Consider the following 25,137-nt stretch of genomic DNA (forward strand, 5'->3'; position numbering starts at 1 on the left):
CCCGAAGCGCGGCAAGACCCGCCGCCCGAAGTGACCGGCCCCGCTCTGTGAGGCGTCCCGCCCAGTGACCTGCTCCGGGCTGTGACGCGTCCCGCCTGTGACCTGCCCCGGGCTGTGACCTGCTCGGGCTCGTACGCGACCGGCTCAGCCCGCTACGCGACCGGTCAGTCCTCGCGTGTGATCCAGTCGTACGCGCGGTCCGCGTCGAACTCGTTCTGGCCGGTGCGGAAGAGGAGGCCGGCCGAGGTGAAGGCGGGGTCGGCGGCTGTGGCGGTGAGGTAGGGCACGGCGATGCAGGGCATGCCCGCGCGGTGGGCGGCCTCGGCGCCGGGTGGGGCGTCCTCCAGGACGACGCAGTCCGCGGGAGAGACGCCGAGGCGGCGGGCCGCCTCCAGGAACACGTCCGGCTCGGGCTTGCCCCGCGGGACCTCCTCGGCCGAGACGCGTACGGGAAGCAGCGGGTCCAGAACGGTCGCGCCCAGTACGGCGTCGATGGCCGCGCGCGAGGAGCCGGAGGCGACAGCCATGGGGTGCCCGGCCGCGTGCAGGCGCTCGACGAGTTTGCGCATCTCGGGGAACACCTCGGTACCCTCGCGCGCCAGGTCCAGGTAGAGGCGGTTCTTCTCGGCGAGGAGCGTGTCCACCGACGCGGCGATCCCGTGCTCGTCGTGGAGCGTCCGCAGGGTCTCGCGGGTGCCGATCCCGATGAAGCGCGCGTGGTCGTCCCAGCTGAAACCGGGAACGCCGTGCGCGGCGAGCAGCCGCCTGCCGGCTTCGTAGTAGAGCGGTTCGCTGTCGACGAGGGTGCCGTCGAGGTCGAAGACGACCGCGCGGTCCGTGGCCTGGATCATGCGCCCCAGGATGCCAAAGACGTTCGGTCCGGCCGCGGGCGGGAGGGAACGCTTTCCCGCCGGGGCCCGCCCCGCCTCGCCGGCTCGTAGGTGTGCGCTCTCACCGGCGGGCCCTCGCGTACCGCTGTGGTTGACCCGGACAGACCCGGACACCGCGCAGGGTTGAAGAGACAGTTACCGCCGCGGGTTGACGGCGCGCGGCTCCCGCGTCCGTAGCCTCTTCGTTGTCCGGTTCAGGGAGCGGGTGCCTGGGGGCCTTCGGTGTCCGGGCGGTCCTCAAGGGGCAAGAGAACGACCGATCTGGGGGAAACGTGAAGATGCACAAGGGGTTCGCCGCCTCGGCCGCCGCCATCTCGCTCGGCGCCGGCCTCGCGCTCGCAGGCCCAGCCAGTGGAGCACAAGCGGCGCCGGCGGAGGCCCAGTTGGCGGGTAACGTCGCTTGCGCGCGGACATCGGGGAACTCAGCGGGTGCCTGCTTCGCCGTGGCATCCGGAAGCTGGCGGGTCACCCTCTGGGACAACGCGTGTGACGGCCACCGCTCGTACACCGAGTACTACGTCAACCCGGCGAACGTGAGCGGCTGGGGGACGAAGCACAGGTACAAGCCCAAGACGAAGTGCGGGAAGCGCTACACGATCGGGGTCGCGTCGCACTCCCGGGGATACAAGGTGAAGATCCGGGCCTGCGTCGAGGACTCGGGGCCCAACACTTGCTCGAAGTGGGGATACGGCCGAACCTGACGCTCAGCGGGCATCCGTGACATGAGGTCCCTCACCGCAGTCGTGCGGTGAGGGACCTTCGCGGTGGGCACTGTGCATCGCCGTCTCACGGGCTGGGCTGGGGCCGGGGTTGGGATCGGCAGTACGGGTGCACCGTCGGCGGGGCCGAGCCGACGGGTGCGGCTTCTCACGCCCGGCCGGACAGCCGCCCTGCGTCTCCCGGCACTTCGGGGCCTCTGGCGCTTCCCGGCTGAGGCTCATCCGATCGGGTGGGAGCGTGCTGGTCAGCGGGCGTACGGGGGGTGCGTGGGACATGAATGACGTGGCGCCGAATGGGGCTGCCACCTCGGTGGGAGTGCATCTTCGGCGCCACGGACCACCCCTCGTGCGCCGACTCCGGCCCGTGGTCCGGAAATGCACACGCACACACCTATGGAGACACCTCATGGCCCATGCGCAGACCGTCAACGCCTTCTTCAGCCTTCGGCTTCCCTCCGAACTGGTGGATGCCTTGGTCGAGTTGCAGCGGGGCCGGGAGGACCGCATCGAGCCGCAGCAGCGCGACCACATGCACATCACACTGGGATTTCTGCATGACGCCGACGCGGGAAAACTCGCGGACGCCGCCGCGCTGCTGACCGGACGGACGTGGCCCACGCCGTCCATCAGCCTGACCGGTGAGGTGCGGCACGGAAGCTGGAAACTGCAGAAGGATCCGGCATACCGGTACGACGAGGACCTCATCCAGAAGCAGGAGCAGGTCAGGCTGGGAATCGAGAACACACCTGAACTGGCCGAAATCCAGAAGGACATCACCGGCCCGCTGGAAATCGCCGAAGAACAGTTCTGGCCTCACGTCACTCTGGGCCTGGCCCGCGATGACTTCCCCGCGTCCTCGGCCAGGGATATGCAATTGCCCTCGGTAAAGGCGGCTGCGCCCAGTGTTGATCTGCAACAGGAGATGTCCACCACGGAATTCAGGATCCTGGTGCGCAAGGAGTTCACCTGAAGCGTGGCCGTGGTCGTGGCCGTGGCGTGCCCGTGGCTGTCGCCGATCGTCGTTGCCCGGGTTCCTCGGACCCTGGCCGAACGTACCTCTCGGCCGGGAGGGCGGTGCGTACGAAGAAGACCCCGCCGCCGGGCCTGGTCAGCGGTCCTGGGGCAGTGCGTCCGGTGCGTAGGTCCCGACCGCTTCCATCAGCCGCTTCTTCGACGGGTTCACCATCGCCCTTCCGGCCACGGTCAGAGTCGGAACGGTCTCGTTCCCGTCCGCCACCGAGCGTACGAAGGCCGCGGCTTCGCTGTCCTTCCAGATGTTCACCTTGGTGTGCCGCAGCCGTGTGAACTTCAGGAGCAGGCGCATTTTCATGCAGTACGGGCAGCCGGGTCGCCAGTAGAGAACCACGCCGTCACGTTCCTTGGGCACGGGCTTCCCTCCGTCGTCCTCAGCTTCGGGCCCAGCGTAGACGAGCTACCAGTCGGCTCCGGCGCGTTCCGGCCGCCGAGCGCACCCCGCCCGGCACAGCGTGGGGCACCCCGAGATCTACTTCGACGCTGCCCCGGCTGGACCGTTCCCTGGTCCTCAATGCCCAGGACTGCGCGGACCACCTTCGCCGCGTCGGCGCCCGTATCGAACCGATTGCCACACCGGCGGCGTGAGCCGGCACCGGAAGCGCGATACGGCACCGGCGGCAGCTCCGGGCCGTGGTCGCCAGGAGGCCCTGTCCGCGTGGGCGCACGGTCGCTTCTCCTGCGCTCATGTCCGCAGGGCCGCCGGGAACGCGGCGCGTATCTCGGCGGCCAACAGGTCCGGCTGCTCCAGACCGGGGAAGTGGCCGCCGCGGTCCATCTCGTTCCACGAGCGCAGGTCGTGGTAGCGGCGTTCGGCCCAGCGCCGCGCTGTCGGCCACGGTTCGGCAGGGAACAGTGAGCAGGCGGTGGGTGTCGTCACCGGTTGCGCGTTCTCCTCTTCGGCGCTGCGGGGTACCCACCGCATGGTCTCCCAGTACCAGCGGGCGCTGGAGGCACCGGTTCGGGTCAGCCAGTACAGGGCGATGTTGTCCACCTGCTGTGACAGGCTCACGCCGCCTCCGGCCTCCGGCCGGGTGTCGGAGTAGGCGGCGAACTTCTCACCGAGCCACGCCGCCAGGCCGGCGGGGGAGTCGAGCAGGGAGTAGCCGAGCGTCTGCGGGCGCGTCGCCATGATCAGTCCGAAGCCGTAGCCGTCAGCGAGATGGGTGTCGCGGCGCTCCAGCATGCGTTGTTCCGCCGGGCTCGGCGCGTTCCTGTCCTCCGGCAGGGGCGAGGCGAGCGGCATCGTCAGGTGCAGGCCGACGACGCGCTCGGGCGCCTGGCGTGCCAGTTCGGTACTGACGAACGCGCCCCAGTCCCCGCCGTGCGCGCCGAACCGCTCGTAGCCGAGCGTGGTCATCAGCTCGGCCCACGCCCGTGCCGTGCGGGCCGGCTGCCAGCCGCCCTCGCGCGGACGCTCGCTGAACCCGAATCCCGGCAGCGCCGGTACGACCACATGGAAGGCGTCGGAGGCGGAACCTCCATGGGCGACGGGATCGGTGAGCGGCCCGAGGACGTTCTCGAATTCGAGCACGGAACCCGGCCAGCCATGGGTCAACACCAGCGGAAGCGCCGTGGGTTCGGGGGAGCGTACATGCCAGAACGCGATGTCCAGGCCGTCGAGGCGGGCGCGGTAGTGCGGGATCGCGTTCCAGCGGCCCTCCGTCGCTCGCCAGTCGTGCTGTCGCCAGGCGTCCAGCAACGTCCTCAGCCGGTCGAGCGGGAGGCCCTGCGCCGCGTCCGGCACCGTTTCCGGCTCGGGGAGCCGGACCTCGTCGAGACGGGCCCGCAGGAGCGTCAGTTCGCGGTCAGGAATGTGGAGGGGAAAGGGCTCGATCTGCTCGATCTCAGGCATTGACGCCGTGTTTCCAGACATGGACGAAACCCTAGATACGGTCATCGGCCGGGCCCATGCCTGAGATTGCCGTGACGTGGTCCGGAATTGCGGTGCGTCCGCGGTCAGGAACCGCGGTACGCCGAGGGCCGGGTGCCGGTGTGGCGCAGGAACGCCGTCGACAGGGCGCTGGAGTCGGCGAATCCGCAGCGCGGCGCGATCTGGGCGACCGTGAAGTCGGTGCCCCGCAGCAGCCGTTCGGCCTCCTCGATACGCAGGCGGACGAGGAACCTGTGGGGCGTTTCTCCCGTTGCCCGGCGGAACACGCGGACGAGGTGGAAGACGCTCAGATGCACCTCGTCCGCGATGTCGGCCAGAGTGAGCGGTTCGGCCAGCCGGTCACGCATGAGCGCGATCGCCGCGGCGACGCGCGCGTCCTCCAGCGTGGGCGCCTGCCGGCCGGGGGTCCGGGAATGACGAGTGAGCAGATGCATGGCCAGGAAGGCGGCTGCGGACTCCGCGTACAGGTCCCCGGGCTCCTCCGCCGAGCCGACGGCGCGTACCGCCTCCACAAGCAGCGGATCGCCGGCGGCCACCGAGGCCGCCATGCTCTCGTAGTCCACCGCACGGTCGCCCAGCTGCGCCGCGGCCTTTTCGAGGGTGCCGCGCGGGATATGGACCTGCACGCTCCGCAACGGACCTTCCCCTCGGTAGCGGCGGAGCGCGTGCCGGTCAGGAACGCCGAGTTCGAGCCGTCCAGGAGTCCAGTTGTGACGGTGCCATCGGCCACCGGTCCGCGTCTCCATCACGGCCCGGCCCGCCACGGGCAGGATCAGGTGCAGGTCGGCCGCGGCCGGCAACTCCATGTTCTCGACCAGCGGGACGTGGTCGAACCGCTGGACGAGCAACGACCGCCAGCCGGCGTCCTCCCAACTGCAGTGCGTCCGCCGGACATAGGGATCCATGTCGAACCCGGCATACGGCTGGAGATCGAAACGAGCGGAATCGAACACCATGCGGCCGAGCCTAATGGAGAGCCAGGGCGCGGCCCCGACCCCACTTGGCGGTCAGCGAACCCGGCCTCGCTTCGCGGTGAACGAGAGGATTTCACGCACCACGGCCTTGGGGTTCTCCTCCGCGAGCCAGTGCCCCGATTCGGGGATCTCGACCGCGCGTGTGACGTTGGACAGCATCGGCGTCAGGGTCGGCCGGGTGGAGGCGAGCGAACCGGTCGCGGTGAGGAGAAGCGTGCGCGTGTCCGCGCGGGCAGCTGCCGCGTTGTCGCGCTCGTCCTCGTCCAGGCTCCGGTAGAGCTCAAATCCCGCGTGCAGTACGTCCGGTCGGCTGTAGGTGCGGACGTACTCGTTGATTTCCCTTCCGGTGAACGGGGGCCGCGTCCTGTCGCCGCCGAACGCCGTCCCGCCGTAGGCGACTTGTGTGGAGAACGCCGTGACGTACTCGCGCACATCGTTCCGGTTGTCGACGAGCTTCTCGGGGATCGCCTGCTGGCTGTTGAAGGCCATGTGCCAGGAGAAGGTCCGGTACCGCGCGGCGGGAAGCTTTCTCCCGGGGAGCGGATAATCCATGTGCGTGTAGGAGTTCACCTGTCCAGGGAACTGTGAGACGTACTGGGCTCCGACTCCACCGCCGAGGTCGTGTGCGACCAGGTCGAAGCTGTCGAGTCCGATCCGCTCACGCAGCAGACCGTGGACGTAACGCGCCAGGGTCTTCTTGTCGAAGCTCGCCGGGCTTCCCTTGCTGTCGCCGAGGCCGGGAAGATCGAGCGCGTATACGGTGTGGTGCTTGGCGAGAGCAGGCATGATCTTCCGCCACTCGTACCAGGTCTGCGGCCAGCCGTGCAGCAGCACCAATGCCGGGCCCTTACCGCCCGTGACGTAGTGCATGCGCACACCGCGAACCTTCGCGAACCTGTGCCTGAAGGTGGCGTTGAACTCTGCGTCGTGCCGCGTCGCGGCGTCGTACGCCGTCGCTGGTCCGGCCGCCGACGCGGCAGCGGGAGTAGGCGCCGCGGCGGCCCCGTCGAGCGCGTTCCATCCGACAGTGCTGCCCACGGCGAGGGAGACGGTCAGCGCGCCGGCTCCGAGGAGGAGGCGCCGACGGGGAAGGGATCTTTGGCTTCGGATCGGTGTCATGACGTGATCCTCAGCTGCGGCCTTGCGACACGGCATGCTTTTTTGCAGGATTGCAAAACCTGTCCCGAGTGGGTCCGCGGGGATCCGAGTGGGTCCGCCGGGGTCCGCGGGGATCCGCGTGGGTCCGAGTGAAGGAGCCGGTCAGTGACGGACGATCAAGCGGTGCTGCAGAACGTCGGTCCGAGGCTGCGGGGCTTCCGTAAGACTCTCGGTGTCACACTCGCCGACCTGGCGGAACGCACAGGGCTCACGCCGAGCACCATCTCCCGGCTCGAACGCGGACAGGTTCGTCCAACTCTGGAACAGCTCCTGCCACTTGCCCGTGCCTACGCGGTGCCGATCGACGAACTCGTTGCCGCACCGACCACTGGTGACCCGCGGGTCCACCTGCGCCCCTTCCGCAAGCACGGCCTGACCTTCGTGCCGCTGGGAATGAAGACGGGCGGACTGCAGGCGTACAAGGTGATCTACCCCCCGGTTTCGCAGCTCCCGCCGCCGAAATTCCATATGCACCCCGGCAGGGAGTGGTTCTACGTGCTCCAAGGCGCGGTCCAACTCGTCCTCACCGGCACCCGGACGGAACTGACGGCGGGCGAAGCGGCGGAGTTCGACACCAACGCCGCTCACTGGATCGGCAATGCCCGCGACGACATGCCGGCAGAGACCCTCGCCATCTACGGACAGCAAGGCGAACGGGTTCACATTCGCGGTTCCGACGGGCAGGGGCGTGGAGACAGCTGAAAGGCCCCGGCCGGAGGGGGAATCCGGCCGGGGCCTGCTTGGGGGAGTGGTCCACGGGAGGGCGGTCGCCTCTCGGCGAGAAGGCTCCATGGGGCTTCAGCCGAACGATCTTCCCCATGGGCAATAGGTGAGGCCCGGGGACACTGTCCCTCCCGTGGCCACACGGTCTTCAACCACAACCCGCTGCACGTTGTTCCCCCGGTATGGGCGGGCCGCGTGTGACATGCGGCATAAAGAGAGCCACGGATCACCGCCGGTGATCCGTGGCTCACGGTCGCTCTCCCAAGTGGCCGCCGGGGGTGGTCGAGGCCAGTCCGACGCGCATGACGTCGGTCGCCGGAGCCGTCCGCACCTTCGAGCGGCACAGCTGGACGCTCACTGCCCCGGACCGAGCCGCTTGACCCATGCGTCGGTCGCGCTGTGTGACCGTTGGCTCAGTTCTTCACCCGGTAGCGCAGGTGGGTGACGCCCTGGCCTTCGACCACCGCGACGGGCCCGTCGAACTGCACCGGCGCGATGCCGAGCTCGCCGAAGAGCGGCTTCCCACCGCCCAGGACGACCGGTACGAGCGCGACACCGACCTCGTCGAGCAGGCCGGCCTCCAGACACTGCCGGGCCATCTGCCCACCGTTGACCACGACATCCTTCTCTCCGGCCAGCTCCTTCGCCTTGGCCACCGCCGCCTCGATGCCGTCGGTGACGAAGACGAAGTTCTCGTCGTCCTCCGGCCGGTCATCGGGGCGGCGGTGGGTGAGCACGACCGTGGTCAGGTCCATCGGGTGACGTCCTCCCCAGGCGTTCGTCATGTCGTAGAGGTGCCGGCCGACGAGCAGTGCACCGGTGTTCGCCCACTCCCGCTTGATCAGCGCGGCGCTGGCAGCGGAGACGCGGAACGGTGGCACGTCGGGACTGGCGGACGGGATCTCGACATCGCCGTTGCCGTACCACTGGAACAGCAGGTCGAAGCCGCTCTCTTCCGGCCCGGCGATGTAGCCGTCCAGGGACATCGTGGTGGCTCCGGTGGTGATCTTGCCCATCTGGTTGTCTCCCTCGCCTGTTCTCTCTGCGGCTGCTCTGCGGCTGCTGTGCGGCTGCTGTCGATACGTCGTCGCGGCCGAGGCCCGCTTCCCGGCGTTCCGCCCGACGTCGCGCTCGGCCCTCCTCTCCGACATCCCGCTCGGCATTCCGCGCCAGGATTCCTTCGCAAGCGAGGCGAGTAGGCACACGAGTGCGGGCACAGCACGCCGTTCCCGCACGGCAACGCCGAAACAGCTGGTGCATGGCTGTGTTCAGCGGTGCAGGGTGGGCCGGTAGATGAGCTCTTGGGTGCGGCCGTCGAGTGTCCTGTGCTCGATCAGTTCGAGGTCGAAGTCGGCCGCACCCCGGAAGATCGGCTCGGCCCCGGTCCGGCCGCTGAGCACAGGGAAGAGCGTCACCTGGACGCGGTCGACCAGACCGGCGGCCATCAGCGCGCGGTTCATCGACAGGCTGCCGTGCGAGCGCAACGGCACCTCGGACTCCTCCTTGAGCCGGGCGACGACATCGACGGCGTCGCCGCTCATGACGCTCGCGTCCGGCCAGTCGAGAGGCCCTTCCAGAGTGGTCGACACCACCGTTGCCGGCAGGCTCCTCATCCGCGTGACCCACGGGTCACGCACGTCGGACTCCTCGGTGCTCGCGGCCAGCATCTGCACGAACGGCCGGAAGGTGTTGGCCCCGAAGACCATGCGCTGTTCCTCGCCGTACAAGCTCAGGCGGTGGTCGAGCAGCTCGGGGCCTTGCTTGCCCCAGTAGCCGCCCCAGTCGCCGTCGGGTCCGTAGGAGCCGTAGCCGTCGAGGGTGGAAAAGACGTCCCAGGTGTATACAGCCGCCATGATGCTCTCCTCGCGCGCGGTTGATGACGTGTTGTGGGTACAGACGAGGAACCAAGACGAAACTCATCGCGCTTGGACCCCTGATCTCCCGTTCGTACCGAACGGTGAGGCGGTGACAGCCGAGGAACCACGCGATCGTCTGGATCGGACCCGGTCAGCGCCCCCTTTTCGCCCGCACGCCCGCACGCCCGCGATGTCGACGAGGGGACGATGTCGACGATGGGGAAGGGGGGAAGCGGGAAGAGGACGCGGATCCGCGTACGCGGGCCGGGCAACACGCCCATGCGAGCGAGCCGTTGAGCATGTGGACCGTGACCGGTGCCGGGCCGGCTCCCGTACAGTCCGTGGTGACAGTGCTCCGTCGCGGCCAAGCTCAGCGGCTGACCAGGAGAAGAACATGGACACCGAAGCCGGTCCCGGCTCCCTTCCGCACGTTCCCGGAACTCCGCCCGTTCCCGGGGCCTCGCCCGTTCCCGGGACCCCGCACCCTCCCGGGACCCCGCCCGGCCCCGGGGCCGGACGGCCGCTCCCCGAAGTCGAGGCCGGACTCGTCGAGCGGTGGCGCGCGGAGGGAGGCGAACTCGTCGAGTTGCTGTCGCAGGTGCGCGAGCGCTCCGGCGGCGTCGCGGCGTTCCGCCTCGGATCGGCTCCCACCGTGCTCGTCACCGACCCGCAGGCGGTCCAGCATGTACTCGCGCGGCATCCTGAGCGGTACGTCAAGCGCTCGCACCGGGCCCGTGCGCTGCTCGGCGGCGGTGTCATGGCTGCTACCGGGGAGGCGTGGAGGAGGCAACGCCGCCTGTTGCAGTCGCAGTTCACCGGCACCGGGATGCGCCGTTACGAACAGCGGATCACCGAGGCTGCCCGTACGACAGCGCGGCGCTGGGACCGGTACGCGCGTACCGGGGAGGTCCTCGATGTGGGGCAGGAGATGCGCCGCTTCGCGCTGGACGCCATCTGGCGTTCCCTCACCGGACATCCCCTCGATGACGGGACCGGACGCGAACTGGCGGCGGTGGAAGCGGTGGCGACCGCCTTGCCGACACTGCCGGCCGATGCCACCGAGGCGCGGGACGCCGTAGCCGGGGAACTCGCCCGGATCGATGCCGTCGCCCGCTACGCCATCGAAGCCGCCCGGAACGGGGCGGTCGGCCCCGACGGGCCCGGTCTGCTGCACGTCCTGGTCGACGCCGCGACCGAGCGCCCCGAGTACACGGACCAGCTGATCCGTGACGAGCTGGTCACGTTGCTCGTGGCCGGGCACGAGACCACAGCCTCCACGCTGACCTGGCTCCATCTGCTCCTCGACCGCAATCCCGAAGCCCGCGAGCAGGCGCTCGCCGCCGGTGGCGAAGGCTCGGCCGAACGCGGCCGGGCCATCCAGGCCCTGGTCCACGAAACGCTCCGGTTCTATCCGTCCGCCTGGGTCCTGCCGCGCTACGCCGCCCAGGACGACACGCTGGTCGGCTACACCGTCGAGGCGGGCACCGACATCCTGGTCTGCCCCTACCTCACCCACCGCGACCCCGAACTGTGGCCGGACCCCGAACGCTTCGACCCCCGGCGCTTCACCACCCCGGACAACCGGCCCACCCACCCCGGCGCCTACTTCCCCTTCGGCATCGGTCCCCGCGCCTGCCTGGGCCTGCAATTCGCCCTCCGCGAATCGACCGTCCTGCTCGAACACCTCCTCCCCACCCACACCCCGGTCTTCCGCTCCACCCCCACGAAGACGACGTACGGCATCACCGTCCGCCCCGACGGCCCCACCCCCGCAACGCTGGCACCGCCAACCACCTGAAGCCGGAGGCCACCGGAACAGGACCTCCGCCTCCCTGTCCCCGTCGCATGGCGAGTACCCGGCTCGCTGACCTGGCACGGTCCACGCCAGTTGCCTCGCGCGATCGGCGGTCGGGCCATTGCGCCGTTGGCTGGTCGGCGGTCGGGCCGTTGGCAGGTCGGTGGTTGGGCGGTCCGCGGCGGCATCACCGGCTGGCGCGACGCCTGGATCCTCCGGGACGCCAATGCGCCCGGAGCTCGCCTCTCCCGCTGCCATCTGATCGCCAACATCTTCGGCGCCCCGCTCCAGCGCGACGACGGCAGCTCGCGGTCGCTGTTCTGGTTCCGCATCGCGGGAAACACCGGCCCGGGTAGCGTCAACCCCGGAAACTGATCCGGAGCAAGGCGAGCAACGCGCCATAAGGGAGCCGGACATGGGAACCACTCTGTACCGCACCACCCCGCCTCGGGCGTACGACGCCGCAGCAGTCGTCCCCGACCTGGCTCCCCTGGCGCGCACGGCGACCCGGCTGCACCCGCGGCCCGGATCGCCCACCCCGCGCGACAGCTCGATCGGCGGGCCTCTCCTGTGGCCCGCCGACGAGCCCTGGCCCCACTGCGAGGGTCCGCACGAGCCGGACGGCCGCCACATCCCGACGCCCGACGACGTCCGCATGCTGCGCCGTCTGCGCGCGGCCGTGGCCCGGCGCGCGCTCACCCCGCAGGAGCAGGACCAGCGCGAACGTGCGCGGGCCGGCCGCGCATGGCCCGGACCGTGCGAGCCGGTCGCGATGCTCCCGGTGGCGCAGCTGCACGCTGCCGAGGTCCCCGGCCTGCGCCCGCCGCACGGCGCCGACCTGCTGCAGCTTTTGTGGTGCCCCTTCGATCATCCCGGCCAGGTCGAACCTGCTACCCGCCTGCACTGGCGCACCGCCGACGCGATCGCCAAGCCGCTTCAGGAGCCCGCCCCGCAGCCCCCCGCCGTCCAGTACGAGGGCTGCCTCCCGGAGCTCTGCCTGCTCGCCCCCGAGCAGGTCACCGAGTACCCCGACCCCATGGAACTGGAGCCCGACCTCGCCGTCCGCCTTGAGGACCCCGACACCTGGGACGGAGACGAGCTCGCCTATCTCAACGGCCTCTCCTACGCCCCCGGTTCGAAGGTCGGCGGCTGGCCGGCCTGGGGCCTGACCGACCCCGAACCCGTCCCCTGCCCCGCCTGTGAGGCGCGGATGACCCCGCTCCTCACTCTCGCCTCCACCGAGTGGACCGACGAGTCCGCCTCCTGGACCCCCCTCGAAGACCACGGGACATCTCCCACCCCCGCGATGCTTCAGGTCGCCGACGCCGCCACCCTCCAGCTGTACGCCTGCCCCACCGACCCGCACCACCCCCACCAGGCCCGGGTGCAGTAACCCGACCCCGTCCCACCCCTCAGCCGCGCCCCTCAGCCGCCCTCGCGCGGGAAGTCCGCCGTCCCCGGCACCGGCCCCACCGGAGTGTCCGCCCCTCCGAGGGCGACGGCGAGCGACGTAGACCCGCACCCTCTGGTACGAGACCGAGGGAGACCGGAACTCAACGTCCTCTCAGACCTCCATGGCCTCCAGGGCCACAAGTCCCGAGGTCCGTGTTGGGGCTTTGGGCGCAGAAATGGTGTGATGTTCTTGGCGATGGCGCTGCGGACCCCCGCAGCGCCTTATTCATGCCGAAAACGAAGAAGCCGAGAACGAAGAAGGGACGGCACACTGTGCTCAAGGCGATGTTCGTGGCTCCGGACCCAGGGCGGCTGCGGTTGCGCAGCGCTGCCAGGGCGGTCCTCGGCATCGGTACCGCGGTGACCGTGTGCGGCCTGGCAGGGCACTCGCTCGTCGCGGCCATCACCGGCGGGCTGGCCGCGCTCCTCGCGCTCTTCACCGTCCTGGACACGACCGTGCGTGGGCAGGCGGTCACGACCGTTCTGCTGCCCGTCGTCGGCCTGCCGGTACTCACCCTCGCGGCGCTGCTTCACGACTACCCGGTCGCCCGGGACGCCGCGTTCCTCGCCGTCATGGGGGCCGGGGTGTACGCGCGGAGGTGGGGGCCGCGTGGGCACGCGCTCGGTCTTTTCGCGTTCATGACCTTCTTCGCCTCGCAGTTCCTGCACACGGTGCCGGGCCAGTTGCCCGAGCTGTTCGCCGCGATCCTCCTGTCGCTGTGCGCCGCGTCGGCCGTGCGATTCGGCGCCTGGTGCTACGAGCGCCGGCTGCCGCCTTCCGTACCGCCGGCCCCGCCCGGTGGCATGGCCAGGACGGCCACCCGGCAGGCGGTCCAGGCCGCCGCCGGTGGTGCCTTCGCGCTCGCCGTCGGGCAGGTGCTGTCCGACGAGCGCTGGTACTGGGCCGTCGGCGCGACGTGGTGGGTGTTCGTGAACACGGCTTCGAGCGGGGAGACCCTGGTACGTGGATTCCGGCGGGTGCTGGGGACCGTCATCGGTATCGCCGTCGGCCTTCTGGTCGCCGTTCCGCTGCACGGTGCTCCCGTTCCTTCGGCGTTGATCATCGCTGTCAGCGTCTTCGGGATCTTCTACACGGCCGCCGTCTCCTACACCTGGATGGTGCTCGCCGTGACGCTGATGGCAGGGGTCCTCTACGGGCTTCTCGGCGTGCTCGACCCGGCGCTGCTCGCGCTGCGGGCAGCGGAGACCGGCGTCGGGGCGCTCGGCGCGATGCTCGCGGTCCTCTGCGTCTTTCCCGTGACCACGCATGCCACCACGAACGCCTGGATACGGCACGCACTGCGGTGCGTGCACGCCTGCACGGCGGAGGCGGCGGCCCGGCTCGCCGGTTCCGAGTCGGCGGACCCGTCGCCGCGCGTCGCCGAACTCCAGCAGCTTCTCGGCAAGGTCCGCTCCTCGCTCGCCCCGCTGGTCCACCCGCTCAGCCCGCTGCGGGCCCGCAAGGAGCGGGCCCGCCAGGTCCTCGCGCTGCTGGACGACTGCGCCAGGGAGGTGCGAGGGCTGGCCTCCATCAGCGCGGATCCGGAAGCCTCCCACGACAACCGGCTCGCCGCGGCGTGCTGCCGCGTAGAGACCGCGGTCGAGGCGCTCACCACCAAGGAGGGCACGCGTGCGCGCACGGCTCATCACGCCCCTCTGCCGCAGGGTGCCACGGCGGAACCGGCGCTGGCCCACCTGCACGGCCTGGAGAAAGCACTCGCCGAACTCGCCGAACCCCTGCGCAGCCCGACGCGTACGCCGCTGATCGGAGCTTGAGCCAGCGGGGCCGGTACTTGAGCCACACGAAGAACGCGAAGAACGCGAAGAACGCGAAGAACGCGAAGAACGCGAAGAACGCCAAGAACGCCAAGAACGCCAAGAACGCCAAGAACGCCAAGAACACTGAGATCCCCGGGCACTAGCGAGCGTGGGCTCGTACGGACGAATATGAGCGCATGAGTGACCAACCCGCGCGATGGAGCCAGGCAACCGTCTACGCCGACATGTGGGTCGACCCGGACGACGACCCACGCGACAGCGACAGCGCCAGCCCGGACGGCGAGCTCGCGACCCTGCAGGACTTCCTCGCGGGCTACCGCATGACCTTGCGGATGAAGTGCGAAGGGCTGGACGCGGAACAACTGGCCCGGCGGTCGGTTCCGCCGTCGACGATGTCGCTGCTCGGGCTGGTCCGCCACCTCGCCGAGGTGGAACGGGACTGGCGCAACTGGATCAGCGACGCCGACCCCCTGCCGAAGCTGTACGGCGAGCGCGACGCCGACTTCGACGGAGCTGTCGCCGACCAGGCCGTGGTCGACGCCGCGTACTCCGAGCTGGAACGCGAACAGGCCGCGACCGACGCCGCACTGGCCGAACACCCCGACCTGGGCGAGCGCCTGGGGAAGGACGGGACCGCTGTGCGCGAGCTGATGGTGCACCGCATCGAGGAGTACGCCCGCCACTGCGGCCACGCCGACCTGTTGCGCGAGTGCGTCGACGGCAGGGTGGGCCAGTAACGGGAGCGGCACGGCCACACAGGCTCGCCGGCACGGCACGGCACGGCTACTGGTTCAGCTGAACCAGTATCGGCCTCCGTATTGTTCGCATGCCTTTATGGAGGGGTGCGGGATCGCCCCGAAAAGGTGGCTGTCAGGTGTGCCGAATTGTGGGGTTCCGGTCATGTCATGAGGGTGGGTGTGTGACGCCGGACGTCAGATGCCGGACTCTCAACGAGGAAACTGAGCGGTGTCGTTCAGTGCGGGGGAGATTGTGTGAATAACTCTCTTCCGCTGTACGTCCGCGAATTTCACGTGTCCCACCCGGCCGGAGCGGGAAATAGCGCTGTATTCCCATGAACGGAGCCGGACAGCATGCAGTCCTTCACCGTTCCGGCATGTGCTATGCCGCTGCCGGAATTCGGAACCTCAGCCGCCATGGCGACCGTTGAGAGGGATCAGTGGGAATGGGGAGACCATTTCCGTCTGATCACCACCGACGCCATGCGAAATCACTTGTTCCGCACCCGCCCCCACTACACCACGGCGCTCTACTACCCACGTGCCGACCATTCCCATCTCCTCGCTCCGAACCGGTACATGCTCTGGGCGTTCATCGTGGACGACATGTGCGACGACGCCATCAGCGACCAGGATGAGCAGACCGTCGCCGGCCTCACTTCCGAACTGATCGGTGTCTCTCGCGGCGAGCGCGAAGCGGCCTGCGACGCGTCCCGTGCCCTGGTCGATGTCCTTGGCGATCTGACCGCGGGGCGCTCACCGCGGTGGCGGCGCCTCCTGGGGGAGACGAATGCCTCCTGGATCCGCACCTACTTGACCGAGGTGCGCGCCAGCCGTGCCCGCCGAGTGATGGACTTCAACGAATACCTGCCCCACCGACGCCTGGGTGTCGACGAATTGATGTTTCATCACCTGGCGGAGTACGTGCACGGCATCGAGTTGCCTGCCGCGGTACGTAATTTGCCCGCGATGAGGCAAGCGCGCAACCGTTCCTCGGAGTGGATCGGTCTCTACAACGACATCTATTCGGCCCCGAAAGAAGCGGCCGTCGGTTATGTGCACAATGCCGTATTGATCGTCCGTGAGCACCGGAGCTGCTCTCTCCAGGAGGCAGCCGACATCGTGGCCGATGTCGCCAATCGGCTGATGGTCCAGTTCGAGGCGGCCGTCGCAGCGGTCCCCGGGCAGCTCCAGGCCCTGCCGGAGGCCACACCGGAAGTCATCCAGGACGTCCTCGTGGTCCTGGAGGGGTACCGCCACCTCGTGCGCGGCAACTGGGACTACCACATCGACGCGGCCCGCTACCTGGAAGCGGAAACCTACATCCCGCAAGCGCAAGGCGGCGTAGGGCTGCGCCCCACCTGGTCCACCGCCGACGTCTTCAGGGCAGCGGACTGAGCGCAAGCAGCGCCCGAGCGGGAAAGGCGGTCCTGGCCCGGAGGGTCCATGCCACCTCCCCGGGCCGCCTCCCGGACGCCGCCTCCCCGGAAGTCCGCGCTTCCCTGGAAGTCCGCGCCTCCCTGATGCCCAACTCTCTCTCCAACTAGCGCCAGAAGCAGGCGAGTTGGGCTCCAGGCGGCGGATCCCCCGTTCGCGGTAACCGGTTCTCCGGCCCGTATGGCGTACGGGACCGCCGGGCAGCACCACCGCATCAAGCCCTCGCCGGCCGGTCGCCTGCCAGGGCTCCCGGCGCGGCGCAGAGGGCGGGCGCCGGGTCGTTCCCTGGAGGAGGGACTCCGATGCGAGGACGCGTTACCGCTGCATTCAGTGCCCTGGCCGCTGCCGGGGTTCTCATCCTGGCCGGGCCGCAGAGCGCGCAGGCCGCGACCGGCGAACTGGTGATCAATGGGCAGCGCTACCAGAACCCCAGTGGCTGCTACCCGGTTCCCGGGCAGGCGTCGATCGAGAACCACACCGACGCCCGTATCACCTTGTACATGGACGCCGGCTGCGCCGGAAGCCTGGCAGGGACGATCAACGCGGGGGGAGGTGCCACGCTCGCACCGGTCTACGGCGTCTACGTCCCGTGACCGCTTCCTCCGGCAGAGTGCCGTGGCCCTGGCGCAGGTCCGTGTGCGCGCCAGGGCCACCGCGTTCCAGCCCGTCGACCCGTCGACCCCTCGGCTCGGCGGATCGGTGCTCAACAGGCCGTCGGTGGGCGGCACTTGACGCTCTCGCGCTGAAAGAGACAGCGGGGAAGACAGCAGAACAGGAAGCTTTCCTAATAATTCATCTCCCGATGCATTGACGCGGGCATGCCGGATCGTCAGGATGCCGTGGCGACAGGCCATCACCCTCCTGAGGAGACCGACGTGTCATCCACCCCCACCTGGAGAAAACGCCGTTACGCCCTGCCCGCGGCGGGCGCAGGGGCAGCCGCACTCGTCGCGGGGTTACTGATCTGGTCGCCGGCGGGACAGGCGGACGCGGGGCCCGCGCCCGGTCCGCGTGCCGCTTTCACGGCCGTAGCCGCCGGTGACATCGCCGAGCAGTGCACGGAGGACGACAGCGGCTGCGAGCACCCCCGTACGGCGGCGCTCACCGAGAAGATCGACCCGGCGTTCGTCCTCACCATGGGCGACAACCAGTACGACGACGCGCGCACCGAGGACTTCGAGAAGTACTACGCCGGTACCTGGGGCCGCTTCAAGGACAAGACGCGCCCCACGGCGGGCAACCACGAGACGTACGACCCCGACGGCGCGCTCACCGGCTACAAGAACTACTTCGGCGACATCGCCTACCCCAAGGGCGAGCCGTATTACAGCTTCGACCAGGACAACTGGCATTTCGTCGCCCTCGACTCCAACAGCTTCGACGACGACGAACAGCTCACCTGGCTCAAGGAAGACCTCGCCGCGAACGACAAGAAGTGCGTCGCCGCGGTCTTCCACCACCCTCTCTTCTCGTCCGGAGAGCACGGCAACGAGCCGGTCAGCAAGCCCGTCTGGGACATCCTGTACGACAACGGTGCCGAACTGATCCTCAACGGCCACGACCACCACTACGAGCGCTTCGCACCCCAGACCCCGGACGCCGAGGCGGACCCGGACAAGGGCATCGTCGAGGTCATCGGGGGAGTGGGCGGCGCCAGCCCCTACGACATCCAGGACGAGCAGCCCAACAGTGAGAAGCGGATCAGCGGCTCCTACGGCGTCCTGCGCATGGACTTCACCGACACCGGATTCTCCTGGGACTTCGTGAACGCCGACGGCGATGTCGAAGACAGCAGCCCTGACTTCCAGTGCCACTGACCGTCAGGCCGCGTGGTCCCGCGATCCCGTGACCGCGCGATCCCGTGACCGCGCGGCTGCGTGACCAACTGGCCGTCTTCACCGCCTCGTCGCTTGGTCGCTTGGCCGCCACGCATCTCACCGACCAGGAGTCCGGATGTATCTCGCCTCCAGCCGGGAGACGGGGGCACAGCCCGAAGGTACGGCCGCCGTGCGCGCGCCGGCGGCGCGCGGCCGTGTCGCCGGGCCTGTTCTCGCTCTCGGTGCTGTCAGCCTCGTCACAGACATCTCCTCGGAGATGGTCACGGCGGTGCTGCCGCTCTACTTCGTTCTCGGACTGGGCCTTAACCCGCTCCAGTTCGGGTTTCTCGACGGGCTCTACAACGGGGTCACCGCGCTCGTCCGCCTCCTGGGAGGCCACGCGGCCGACCGCAGGGGCGGCCACAAGCTCGTCGCCGGTTCGGGTTACGCCCTGTCCGCGCTCTCCCGCCTCGGTCTGCTCCTGGCCGGGGGTTCCACCCTGGGTATCGGAGGCGCGCTGGCCGCCGACCGTGTCGGCAAGGGGGTGCGTACGGCTCCGCGGGATGCGCTCATCTCGTTGAGCAGCCCGGCAGATTCGCTGGGGAGGGCCTTCGGCGTGCACCGTGCGATGGACACCACGGGGGCCCTTCTCGGTCCGCTCGCGGCCTTCGCGCTGTTGTGGGCAACCGCCGACGCCTACGACGCCGTATTCGTCGTGAGCTTCTGCGTCGGCGTGCTCGGCGTACTGATGTTCCTCGCCTTCGTGCCCGGGCGCGGCAGCCCCGCGATGGCCCGTACGTTGGGCCCCGCACCGGGCCCCGCACCGGGCCCCGCACCGGGTCTCGCACCGGGCGTACGCACGTCCGGTGCGCAGCCGCCGCCCCCACGCCTGCGTGCGGTGCCCGGGCTGCTGGGTGAGCACGTCTTCCGCCGCGTACTGGGAGCGGCGACCCTGCTCGGTGCCGCGACCATCGGGGACGCCTTCGTCTACCTGCTGCTGCAGCGGCGACTGGAGTTCGCGACCAGTTGGTTCCCGCTGCTGCCGCTCGGCACCGCCGCCGTCTTCCTGCTCCTCGCCGTTCCCTTCGGCCGGCTCGCCGACCGCACAGGACGCCGACTGCCGTTCCTGTACGGGCACGCGGCACTGCTCCTCGTCTACGCGCTGCTGCTCGGGCCGTTCGGTGGCCTGCCCCTGCTCTGCGCCGCGCTGCTGCTGCACGGGGTCTTCTACGCCGCGACCGACGGCGTCCTCATGGCGCTCGCCGCGCCCGCACTGCCCGCGCGCCGGAAGGCGAGCGGTATGGCCGTGCTGCAGACGGGCCAGGCGCTCGGAAGGCTTCTCGCGGCCGTCGCTTTCGGTGCTGCCTGGACGCTGTGGGGCACCACTTTGGCGCTCGCCCTGGCCGGCACCGGGCTGGCCGTCGCCCTCGCCCTTGCCGCACTGCTGCTGCGCGGAACACGCGCGAACCCCGTACGTATCCAGGAGGACTGAATGTCCGCAGCCGAGACCGCACGTTCCCGCACGCGCGGGCCGAGCCTGCGCGCGCGGATCGCCGCACTGGGGGCAGCCGCCGCTGTGCTCGCCACGGTCGCCGTCACCTACACCGTCCAGGCCGCCGGGGGGCGGGCCGAACCCACCGCGGTGGACTCGGCGTTCGGGCTGGATGGCGGCGGCGGGAGGCTGCTGTTCCGCAGCACGCGCGACGGGGCCGGCGAGGGCAGGGTGGCGAGGCTGCCGGTGAGCGGGGACGGCGCACGCCCCACAGGGGGCCCGGCATGCCGGCGGTTCCACGCGGCGGCCGGCACGGGCCTGTGCCTCCAGCGGCGCACCGGCATCCCGCCGCGCTCGTACGCGGTCGTGCTCGACGAGGACCTCAAGGAGAAGCGCCGCGTCCCCCTGGACGGCATCCCCAACCGTGCCCGCGTCTCGGCTTCGGGGCGGATGCTGTCGTGGACCAACTTCACCTCGGGCGACTCCTACAACCAGTCGTCCTTCTCCACCCGCACCGGCATCCTGGACACCCGTACCGGATACCTCGTCAAGAACATCGAAGGCATCCAGCTCACCGTCGACGGACGCCGCTACCACGCACCGGACGTCAACTACTGGGGTGTGACCTTCGCCGATGACGACAACCGCTTCTACGCCACCGTCTCGACCAAGGGGAAGACCTACCTCGTCGAGGGCGACATGCGGACGTGGTCGGCGCGCGCCGTGCGCGAGAACGCCGAGTGCCCGTCGCTCTCGCCCGACGGGCGGCGCCTCGCCTTCAAGAAGAAGGTGCCGGGCGGCGGCAGGGCGCCCTGGCGGCTGCACGTCCTCGACCTGCGTACCCAGCGCGAACGGCCGCTGGCCGAGCGGCGGGGCGTCGACGACCAGGTGCTGTGGCTCGACTCCGCGCGTATCGCCTACGCGCTGCCCGGGAAGTCCGGGCGCGAGTCGGACATCTGGAGCGTCCCCGCGGACGGTACGGGCGAGCCCCGCCTGCGTGTACGCGACGCCTCGTCACCCGCCGTACTCCGCTGACCCGGAACGGCCGGACCGCCGCCCCCGTGATCGCCGGACCCGTCCGACCGCCCCTGTGCCGCCGGTCCGCTGGCGCGTGCTCGCCCGCACGCACCCGCCTCGTTCACGTACATGGTCCAGACCAGCCTTGTGAGCACCTGTTACGGTCGTCCTCCCAGCCCGGAACGGCGAAGGAGCGGTGCGTTGGCAGGCGGAGCGGACACTCAACAGCGGGCCTACATCGGCTCGTTCACCTCGGCCGGAGGGCGTGGTATCACCACGGCGGCCCTCGATGTGGAGACCGGGGCGCTCACGGCCCTGCACCACACGGACGCCGTACCCGACCCGTCCTTCCTCACGCTGGCCCCCGACCGCGCGCACCTGTACGCGGTCAGCGAGCAGACGGAGGGCGGCGCGGCTGCCTTCTCCCTCGGTGCCGGTGAGCGTGCCGGTGGTCCCGCGCAACTCGGGGCGACCGTGCCCGTTGACGGCTCGGGGCCCACGCACGTGGCCCTCGCAGCGGGCTGCCTCTACACGGCCAACTACACCTCGGGGAACGTCAGTGCCCTGCGGGTACGTGCCGACGGAGCCCTCGAAGGGCCCGCTTCCACCCACCAGCACGAGGGGCAGGGGCCGGACAAGGAACGCCAGGAGGGTCCGCACGCGCACGCCGTCGTGCCCGACCCGTCAGGGCGGTGGCTGCTCTCGGTCGACCTGGGCACCGACTCGGTGTGGATCTACGACCTCCAGGGCACGGGGCCCGGCCCGCATCCGCACAGGGAGATCCCGTTCCGCGCCGGTTCAGGACCGCGCCATCTGGCCTTCCCGCCTGCCGGAGCGACAGGCGCCGTGGCTCGCGCCTATGTCATCAACGAACTCGACTCGACCGTGACGGCGTGCAGCTGGGACGCCGCCAGAGGAGACCTCGAACCGCTCGGTGAGACGAGGATCCTGCCTCCCGAGCGCACCCAGACCGTCAACCAGCCCTCCGCGCTGACCATCTCGCCCGACGGACGCTTCGCCTGGGCCGCCAACAGGGGCGACGACAGCGTCTCGGCGCTCGCGCTGGACACGGGCGGCGGGCTGCCTGAGCGCGTGACCACCGTGCCCTGCGGCGGACACTGGCCGCGCGACCTGGCCGTCCACCCCTCGGGGCGGTGGCTGTACGCGGCCAACGAGCGCTCGGGCGACGTCACCTGGTTCGAGGTGGACCGGACCGCCGGAATGCCGCACCGTGCCGGCTCCCTCGCGGCCCCGGCCGCCTCGTGCGTCGTCTTCGGCTGACGGCCCCTCCGCCGGCCGTCGCGAACGTGCGCTGACCGGCGGGGCCCGTCAGCGCACGGGCATGCCCTGAGGCGCCCGCTGCTGGCCGATCCCCGCCTTCACCGCGTAGGTGGAGGCCACGAGCTTTCCGAGCGCGGGGTAGGCACCCAGCGGTTCGGCCGTCGCGCAGCCCGCCTCTTGCGCCGCCGCCTCCAGCAGCCCGTCAGCGAGTTCGGGCCCGATCAGGCACGGTGCGACGGCGAGCTGCTGCGAGCCGGAGTCGCGCAGCTGTGCGGCGGTACGGGTGAGGGAGCCCTCGTCGTCCAGCGCGGCGGCCAGCACGGGTACGGCCAGCCGCGCGGCGAGCAGCATTCCCGTGATCCCCGCCGCCTGTACGGCCTCCTCGCCGCCGACGGTCGCCAGGATGATGCCGTCGGCCGCCGTCGCGACGGTGAACAGCCGTGCGCGGTCGGCGCGGGCGAGACCGGCCTCCGACAGCCGTACGTGCACGGCCTCGGCGAGCAGCGGGTGCGGGCCCAGCACATCGGTGAGTTCGGCCCCTGAGCCGCTGTTCAGCACCTCCTGCTTGATACGTCGCATCTGCGCGGCGTCAGGACCCGCGAGCAGCGGTACGACGACGGCGGGCAGCCCCTCTCCTGGCTCGCCCTCCTCGGCTGCTGGTGCCTGGGCGGCGTGTTCTTCGGAGGGTGTGTTCTCCAGGGACTCCTCGGGTACGGGCGCCTCGCGCCGGCGCCGCTGCCGCGCTTCGCGCTCGGCGGCGGCCTGGTTCAGGGCTGAGGCGAGGGTGGGAAATTCTTCATCGTCCCCCTCGGCGAACCCGATCCGCGCGTCGAGCCCCGGCAGTTCGGAGCGCGCGATGCTCAGCGTCTCCTCGGCAAGGCTTCGGGTGGCGCTGGAGGGCGTGCCGGGCACGGCCAGCACCAGTGCGGGCGCGTTCTCGGGAGCGACGACGGGTTCCGGTCGGCGGTGCCTTCCGGGCTGTCGTGGTCGCGGCATTCGTACGGGCAGGCCACTCTCCGGCCCTGTGGGGGAGCTCATGCGCCCGCATGCTAATGCCTTGATGGGCTTGGCTGTTTGGCCGGGGGAGACCAGTGCGCGTTTGTCCCCATTCGCCCCGCGCGTCGACGGGTTGCTTTTGGTGGTTTCTCTCCATTGGCGGCTGTGAGCTGCCGTTACGGATCCTCGACCAGGGTCAGGAGCGGTGGAACGACGGGGAGCGCGAGCCGCCCTTCCGCGAGCCTGCTCGCGACCAGCAGCGCCCCTTGCAGGGGGTCGCCCGCCGCCTCCACGACGCGGGCCCGGGGAAGCCGCCGCGCCAGTTCGGCGTGCAGCGGTCCCGTCAGCGCCTTCCCCAACTGGAAGAGCCCGCCCGTGAACGCCACCGTGACGCCTGCCCCGACACCGACGCCGGCCCCGCCCTCGTCCTCGACGCCGACCTCGTTGAGAGCCCTGCGCCGGGCCTCGCCTGCGCCCTGACGACCGTCCGCGCCCTCGCCGTCCCGGCCGCCCTCAGCGGCGCCGTCACAGCCGCCCTCACCGGCGCTCTCGCCGCCGTTCTCCCCGGCGAGGCCGCCCCCGCGCTGCTCGCTGTCGGCGTGGCTCTCGCGGCCCGTCGGGCACACCGCTGCGGCGCTCGCGGCGATCTCGCCCGCAGCCGCGCGCAGGATGCCCGCCGCGATGGGGTCCTCACCGGCGCAGCGCGCCACCTCCGGCGCGAACGAGGCCAGCACGGCCGGCCGGTCGGTACGCGGATACAGCTGCCCTGGAAGCCCGTTGAGCGGCGCTCCGTACACGGCCTCGGCGCGCGCACGCAGCGCGGCCGAGCCGCCCTCACGGCCGTCGTGTGCCCGCATCGCAGCCTCCAGCCCAGCGCGCCCGATCCAGGCGCCGCTGCCGCAGTCGCCCAGCAGATGCCCCCAGCCATCGGCACGCCGCCATGAGCGCAGGTCCGTGCCCATCGCGATCATTCCGGTCCCTGCGGCGACCACGGCGCCAGGACGCTCCCCGAGCGCACCCGCGTAAGCGGTCACCGCGTCGGCGGCCAGCGCGATCCGCCGTACGGCGAACGCCTCGGCCAGCGCACCGGGCAGCCGCGCGCGCAGCGCGTCCCCGAGGGTCACCATCCCGGCCGCGCCCACGCACACCGCCGCGAGCCGCGCTTCCGGCTCGCCGGTGCCGCTCAGCAGCGCACGCACGGCCGGCACCAACTGCTCGGCCATATGGTCCGGGTCGATACCCGCAGGGCCCGTACGCACCGGCTCGGCACACACCGCGCTCAGCGGCGCCGCGTCCCCCTGAGGACCTTGACCCGTACGGCGGGCCAGTGCCACCCGCATTCCGGAGCCGCCCGAGTCCACGCCGAGGACCCAACCTCCGTCCGTGCCCGGGGCACGGCTCACGGCAGGCGCCAGTCCACCGGTTGCGCGCCCTGCCGCGCGAGCAGTTCGTTGACGCGGCTGAAGGGGCGTGAGCCGAAGAAGCCGCGGTCGGCCGACATGGGGGAGGGGTGCGAGGACTCGACGGAGGGCAGATCGCCCAGCAGCGGACGCAGATTGCGCGCGTCACGGCCCCACAGCACCGAGACCAGTGGGCGCCCGCGTGCCGCCAGTGCCCGGATCGCCTGCTCGGTGACCTCTTCCCAGCCCTTGCCGCGGTGCGCTGCCGGTTTGCGGGGTGCCGTCGTCAGCGCCCTGTTGAGCAGCAGCACGCCCTGGCCTGTCCAGGGCGTCAGGTCGCCGTTCGAGGGACGGGGCAGTCCGAGATCGCTGTGCATCTCGCGGAAGATGTTCTCCAGGCTCCCCGGCAGCGGACGCACCTCAGGTGCCACCGAGAAGGACAGCCCGACGGCGTGCCCAGGAGTGGGATAGGGGTCCTGTCCCACGATGAGGACGCGTACGTCGTCGAAGGGCTGCTGGAAAGCCCTCAGCACATTCGCGCCCGACGGGAGGTAGGTCCGGCCCGCGGCGATCTCTGCGCGCAGGAAGTCGCCCATCGAGGCAACCCGTTCGGCGACAGGCTCCAGCGCCTTCGCCCAGCCCGGTTCGACAATTTCGTTCAACGGTCGTGCAGCCACGAGCCGTCACT

At 70.5% G+C, this 25,137-nt stretch carries 25 protein-coding genes; 15 read left to right on the forward strand and 10 right to left on the reverse strand.

Annotated elements, in window-relative coordinates; translation table 11 throughout:
- Positions 1–164: 164 nt before the first annotated feature.
- Positions 165–851: an HAD family hydrolase gene (locus NMN56_RS35865; RefSeq protein WP_274042517.1), complete on the reverse strand. Its 687-nt coding sequence runs from the start codon at positions 849–851 to the stop codon at positions 165–167.
- A gap of 311 nt (positions 852–1,162) precedes the next feature.
- On the opposite strand from NMN56_RS35865, the gene NMN56_RS35870 reads away from it, so the two are divergent.
- Together NMN56_RS35870 and NMN56_RS35875 are read left to right on the forward strand one after the other, a co-directional pair.
- Positions 1,163–1,591, forward strand: coding sequence for a hypothetical protein (locus NMN56_RS35870; protein WP_274042518.1), 429 nt, complete (start codon positions 1,163–1,165; stop codon positions 1,589–1,591).
- 424 nt (positions 1,592–2,015) lie between these two features.
- Positions 2,016–2,579, forward strand: coding sequence for a 2'-5' RNA ligase family protein (locus NMN56_RS35875; protein WP_274042519.1), 564 nt, complete (start codon positions 2,016–2,018; stop codon positions 2,577–2,579).
- A 138-nt stretch (positions 2,580–2,717) separates the two neighbouring features.
- Here NMN56_RS35875 and NMN56_RS35880 read toward each other — a convergent pair whose 3' ends face one another.
- The 4 genes from NMN56_RS35880 to NMN56_RS35895 form a co-directional block, all read right to left on the reverse strand.
- The gene (locus tag NMN56_RS35880) at positions 2,718–2,996 is read right to left on the reverse strand and encodes a glutaredoxin domain-containing protein (RefSeq protein ID WP_274042520.1); all 279 of its coding nucleotides are present in this window, start codon (positions 2,994–2,996) and stop codon (positions 2,718–2,720) included.
- Positions 2,997–3,326: 330 nt separating this feature from the next.
- Positions 3,327–4,517: an epoxide hydrolase family protein gene (locus NMN56_RS35885; RefSeq protein ID WP_274042521.1), complete on the reverse strand. Its 1,191-nt coding sequence runs from the start codon at positions 4,515–4,517 to the stop codon at positions 3,327–3,329.
- Positions 4,518–4,600: 83 nt separating this feature from the next.
- On the reverse strand, positions 4,601–5,491 hold the full coding sequence (locus NMN56_RS35890) for an AraC family transcriptional regulator (protein ID WP_274042522.1): 891 nt from the start codon (positions 5,489–5,491) through the stop codon (positions 4,601–4,603).
- A 51-nt stretch (positions 5,492–5,542) separates the two neighbouring features.
- A complete protein-coding gene (locus NMN56_RS35895) occupies positions 5,543–6,628 on the reverse strand; it encodes an alpha/beta fold hydrolase (protein ID WP_274042523.1) in 1,086 nt (361 codons plus the stop codon).
- 144 nt (positions 6,629–6,772) lie between these two features.
- Here NMN56_RS35895 and NMN56_RS35900 point away from each other — a divergent pair, with 144 nt between their 5' ends.
- The gene (locus NMN56_RS35900) at positions 6,773–7,369 is read left to right on the forward strand and encodes a helix-turn-helix domain-containing protein (protein WP_274042524.1); all 597 of its coding nucleotides are present in this window, start codon (positions 6,773–6,775) and stop codon (positions 7,367–7,369) included.
- A 434-nt stretch (positions 7,370–7,803) separates the two neighbouring features.
- On the opposite strand, the gene NMN56_RS35905 is transcribed toward NMN56_RS35900, so the two are convergent.
- Complete coding sequence (locus NMN56_RS35905) at positions 7,804–8,406, reverse strand: dihydrofolate reductase family protein (protein WP_280842737.1); 603 nt, start codon at positions 8,404–8,406, stop codon at positions 7,804–7,806.
- A gap of 252 nt (positions 8,407–8,658) precedes the next feature.
- The gene (locus tag NMN56_RS35910; RefSeq protein WP_274042526.1) at positions 8,659–9,243 is read right to left on the reverse strand and encodes a dihydrofolate reductase family protein; all 585 of its coding nucleotides are present in this window, start codon (positions 9,241–9,243) and stop codon (positions 8,659–8,661) included.
- 397 nt (positions 9,244–9,640) lie between these two features.
- On the opposite strand from NMN56_RS35910, the gene NMN56_RS35915 reads away from it, so the two are divergent.
- From NMN56_RS35915 to NMN56_RS35970, 12 genes are all read left to right on the forward strand, one after another.
- A complete protein-coding gene (locus NMN56_RS35915) occupies positions 9,641–11,044 on the forward strand; it encodes a cytochrome P450 (protein ID WP_274042527.1) in 1,404 nt (467 codons plus the stop codon).
- A gap of 126 nt (positions 11,045–11,170) precedes the next feature.
- Complete coding sequence (locus NMN56_RS35920) at positions 11,171–11,416, forward strand: hypothetical protein (RefSeq protein ID WP_280842738.1); 246 nt, start codon at positions 11,171–11,173, stop codon at positions 11,414–11,416.
- Positions 11,417–11,456: 40 nt separating this feature from the next.
- The gene (locus NMN56_RS35925) at positions 11,457–12,434 is read left to right on the forward strand and encodes a YwqG family protein (RefSeq protein WP_274042529.1); all 978 of its coding nucleotides are present in this window, start codon (positions 11,457–11,459) and stop codon (positions 12,432–12,434) included.
- Between the two features lie 332 nt (positions 12,435–12,766).
- On the forward strand, positions 12,767–14,269 hold the full coding sequence (locus NMN56_RS35930) for an FUSC family protein (protein WP_274042652.1): 1,503 nt from the start codon (positions 12,767–12,769) through the stop codon (positions 14,267–14,269).
- 17 nt (positions 14,270–14,286) lie between these two features.
- Complete coding sequence (locus NMN56_RS35935; protein WP_274042530.1) at positions 14,287–14,415, forward strand: hypothetical protein; 129 nt, start codon at positions 14,287–14,289, stop codon at positions 14,413–14,415.
- Between the two features lie 33 nt (positions 14,416–14,448).
- Complete coding sequence (locus NMN56_RS35940; RefSeq protein ID WP_274042531.1) at positions 14,449–15,009, forward strand: DinB family protein; 561 nt, start codon at positions 14,449–14,451, stop codon at positions 15,007–15,009.
- A gap of 354 nt (positions 15,010–15,363) precedes the next feature.
- A complete protein-coding gene (locus NMN56_RS35945) occupies positions 15,364–16,407 on the forward strand; it encodes a terpene synthase family protein (protein ID WP_280842739.1) in 1,044 nt (347 codons plus the stop codon).
- A 341-nt stretch (positions 16,408–16,748) separates the two neighbouring features.
- Positions 16,749–17,039 carry a hypothetical protein gene (locus NMN56_RS35950; protein ID WP_274042533.1) on the forward strand — a complete coding sequence of 97 codons (291 nt, stop codon included), beginning with the start codon at positions 16,749–16,751 and terminating at the stop codon, positions 17,037–17,039.
- Between the two features lie 282 nt (positions 17,040–17,321).
- On the forward strand, positions 17,322–18,263 hold the full coding sequence (locus NMN56_RS35955; RefSeq protein WP_274042534.1) for a metallophosphoesterase family protein: 942 nt from the start codon (positions 17,322–17,324) through the stop codon (positions 18,261–18,263).
- A gap of 136 nt (positions 18,264–18,399) precedes the next feature.
- Entirely contained in the window at positions 18,400–19,755 is a 1,356-nt protein-coding gene (locus NMN56_RS35960; RefSeq protein ID WP_274042535.1) for an MFS transporter, read from the forward strand.
- On the forward strand, positions 19,756–20,790 hold the full coding sequence (locus NMN56_RS35965; protein ID WP_274042536.1) for a TolB-like translocation protein: 1,035 nt from the start codon (positions 19,756–19,758) through the stop codon (positions 20,788–20,790).
- A 183-nt stretch (positions 20,791–20,973) separates the two neighbouring features.
- Positions 20,974–22,053: a lactonase family protein gene (locus NMN56_RS35970; protein WP_274042537.1), complete on the forward strand. Its 1,080-nt coding sequence runs from the start codon at positions 20,974–20,976 to the stop codon at positions 22,051–22,053.
- Positions 22,054–22,101: 48 nt separating this feature from the next.
- Here the strand turns inward: NMN56_RS35970 and NMN56_RS35975 are convergent, their stop codons facing one another.
- The 3 genes from NMN56_RS35975 to NMN56_RS35985 form a co-directional block, all read right to left on the reverse strand.
- Positions 22,102–23,091 (reverse strand): sirohydrochlorin chelatase, encoded by a 990-nt coding sequence (locus tag NMN56_RS35975; protein ID WP_274042538.1) that lies wholly within the window; start codon positions 23,089–23,091, stop codon positions 22,102–22,104.
- A gap of 134 nt (positions 23,092–23,225) precedes the next feature.
- The gene (locus NMN56_RS35980) at positions 23,226–24,452 is read right to left on the reverse strand and encodes an N-acetylglucosamine kinase (protein ID WP_430542799.1); all 1,227 of its coding nucleotides are present in this window, start codon (positions 24,450–24,452) and stop codon (positions 23,226–23,228) included.
- Positions 24,449–25,126, reverse strand: a complete 678-nt coding sequence (locus tag NMN56_RS35985; RefSeq protein ID WP_274042539.1) for a uracil-DNA glycosylase — start codon at positions 25,124–25,126, stop codon at positions 24,449–24,451. Before NMN56_RS35985 ends, NMN56_RS35980 begins: the two co-directional genes overlap by 4 nt.
- Positions 25,127–25,137: the final 11 nt, after the last annotated feature.

Origin of the sequence: Streptomyces iconiensis, from assembly GCF_028657195.3 — a bacterium.
Lineage (GTDB): Bacteria > Actinomycetota > Actinomycetes > Streptomycetales > Streptomycetaceae > Streptomyces > Streptomyces iconiensis.

Excerpts from the sequence above, each read along its gene's own strand:
- NMN56_RS35865 (WP_274042517.1), bottom strand. The coding sequence starts at position 851 with ATGATCCAGGCCACGGACCGCGCGGTCGTCTTCGACCTCGACGGCACC.
- NMN56_RS35875 (WP_274042519.1), top strand. The coding sequence starts at position 2,016 with ATGGCCCATGCGCAGACCGTCAACGCCTTCTTCAGCCTTCGGCTTCCC.
- NMN56_RS35885 (WP_274042521.1), bottom strand. The coding sequence starts at position 4,517 with ATGTCTGGAAACACGGCGTCAATGCCTGAGATCGAGCAGATCGAGCCC.
- NMN56_RS35890 (WP_274042522.1), bottom strand. The coding sequence starts at position 5,491 with ATGGTGTTCGATTCCGCTCGTTTCGATCTCCAGCCGTATGCCGGGTTC.
- NMN56_RS35895 (WP_274042523.1), bottom strand. The coding sequence starts at position 6,628 with ATGACACCGATCCGAAGCCAAAGATCCCTTCCCCGTCGGCGCCTCCTC.
- NMN56_RS35905 (WP_280842737.1), bottom strand. The coding sequence starts at position 8,406 with ATGGGCAAGATCACCACCGGAGCCACCACGATGTCCCTGGACGGCTAC.
- NMN56_RS35910 (WP_274042526.1), bottom strand. The coding sequence starts at position 9,243 with ATGGCGGCTGTATACACCTGGGACGTCTTTTCCACCCTCGACGGCTAC.
- NMN56_RS35915 (WP_274042527.1), top strand. The coding sequence starts at position 9,641 with ATGGACACCGAAGCCGGTCCCGGCTCCCTTCCGCACGTTCCCGGAACT.
- NMN56_RS35925 (WP_274042529.1), top strand. The coding sequence starts at position 11,457 with ATGGGAACCACTCTGTACCGCACCACCCCGCCTCGGGCGTACGACGCC.
- NMN56_RS35940 (WP_274042531.1), top strand. The coding sequence starts at position 14,449 with ATGAGTGACCAACCCGCGCGATGGAGCCAGGCAACCGTCTACGCCGAC.
- NMN56_RS35945 (WP_280842739.1), top strand. The coding sequence starts at position 15,364 with ATGCAGTCCTTCACCGTTCCGGCATGTGCTATGCCGCTGCCGGAATTC.
- NMN56_RS35950 (WP_274042533.1), top strand. The coding sequence starts at position 16,749 with ATGCGAGGACGCGTTACCGCTGCATTCAGTGCCCTGGCCGCTGCCGGG.
- NMN56_RS35960 (WP_274042535.1), top strand. The coding sequence starts at position 18,400 with ATGTATCTCGCCTCCAGCCGGGAGACGGGGGCACAGCCCGAAGGTACG.
- NMN56_RS35965 (WP_274042536.1), top strand. The coding sequence starts at position 19,756 with ATGTCCGCAGCCGAGACCGCACGTTCCCGCACGCGCGGGCCGAGCCTG.
- NMN56_RS35975 (WP_274042538.1), bottom strand. The coding sequence starts at position 23,091 with ATGAGCTCCCCCACAGGGCCGGAGAGTGGCCTGCCCGTACGAATGCCG.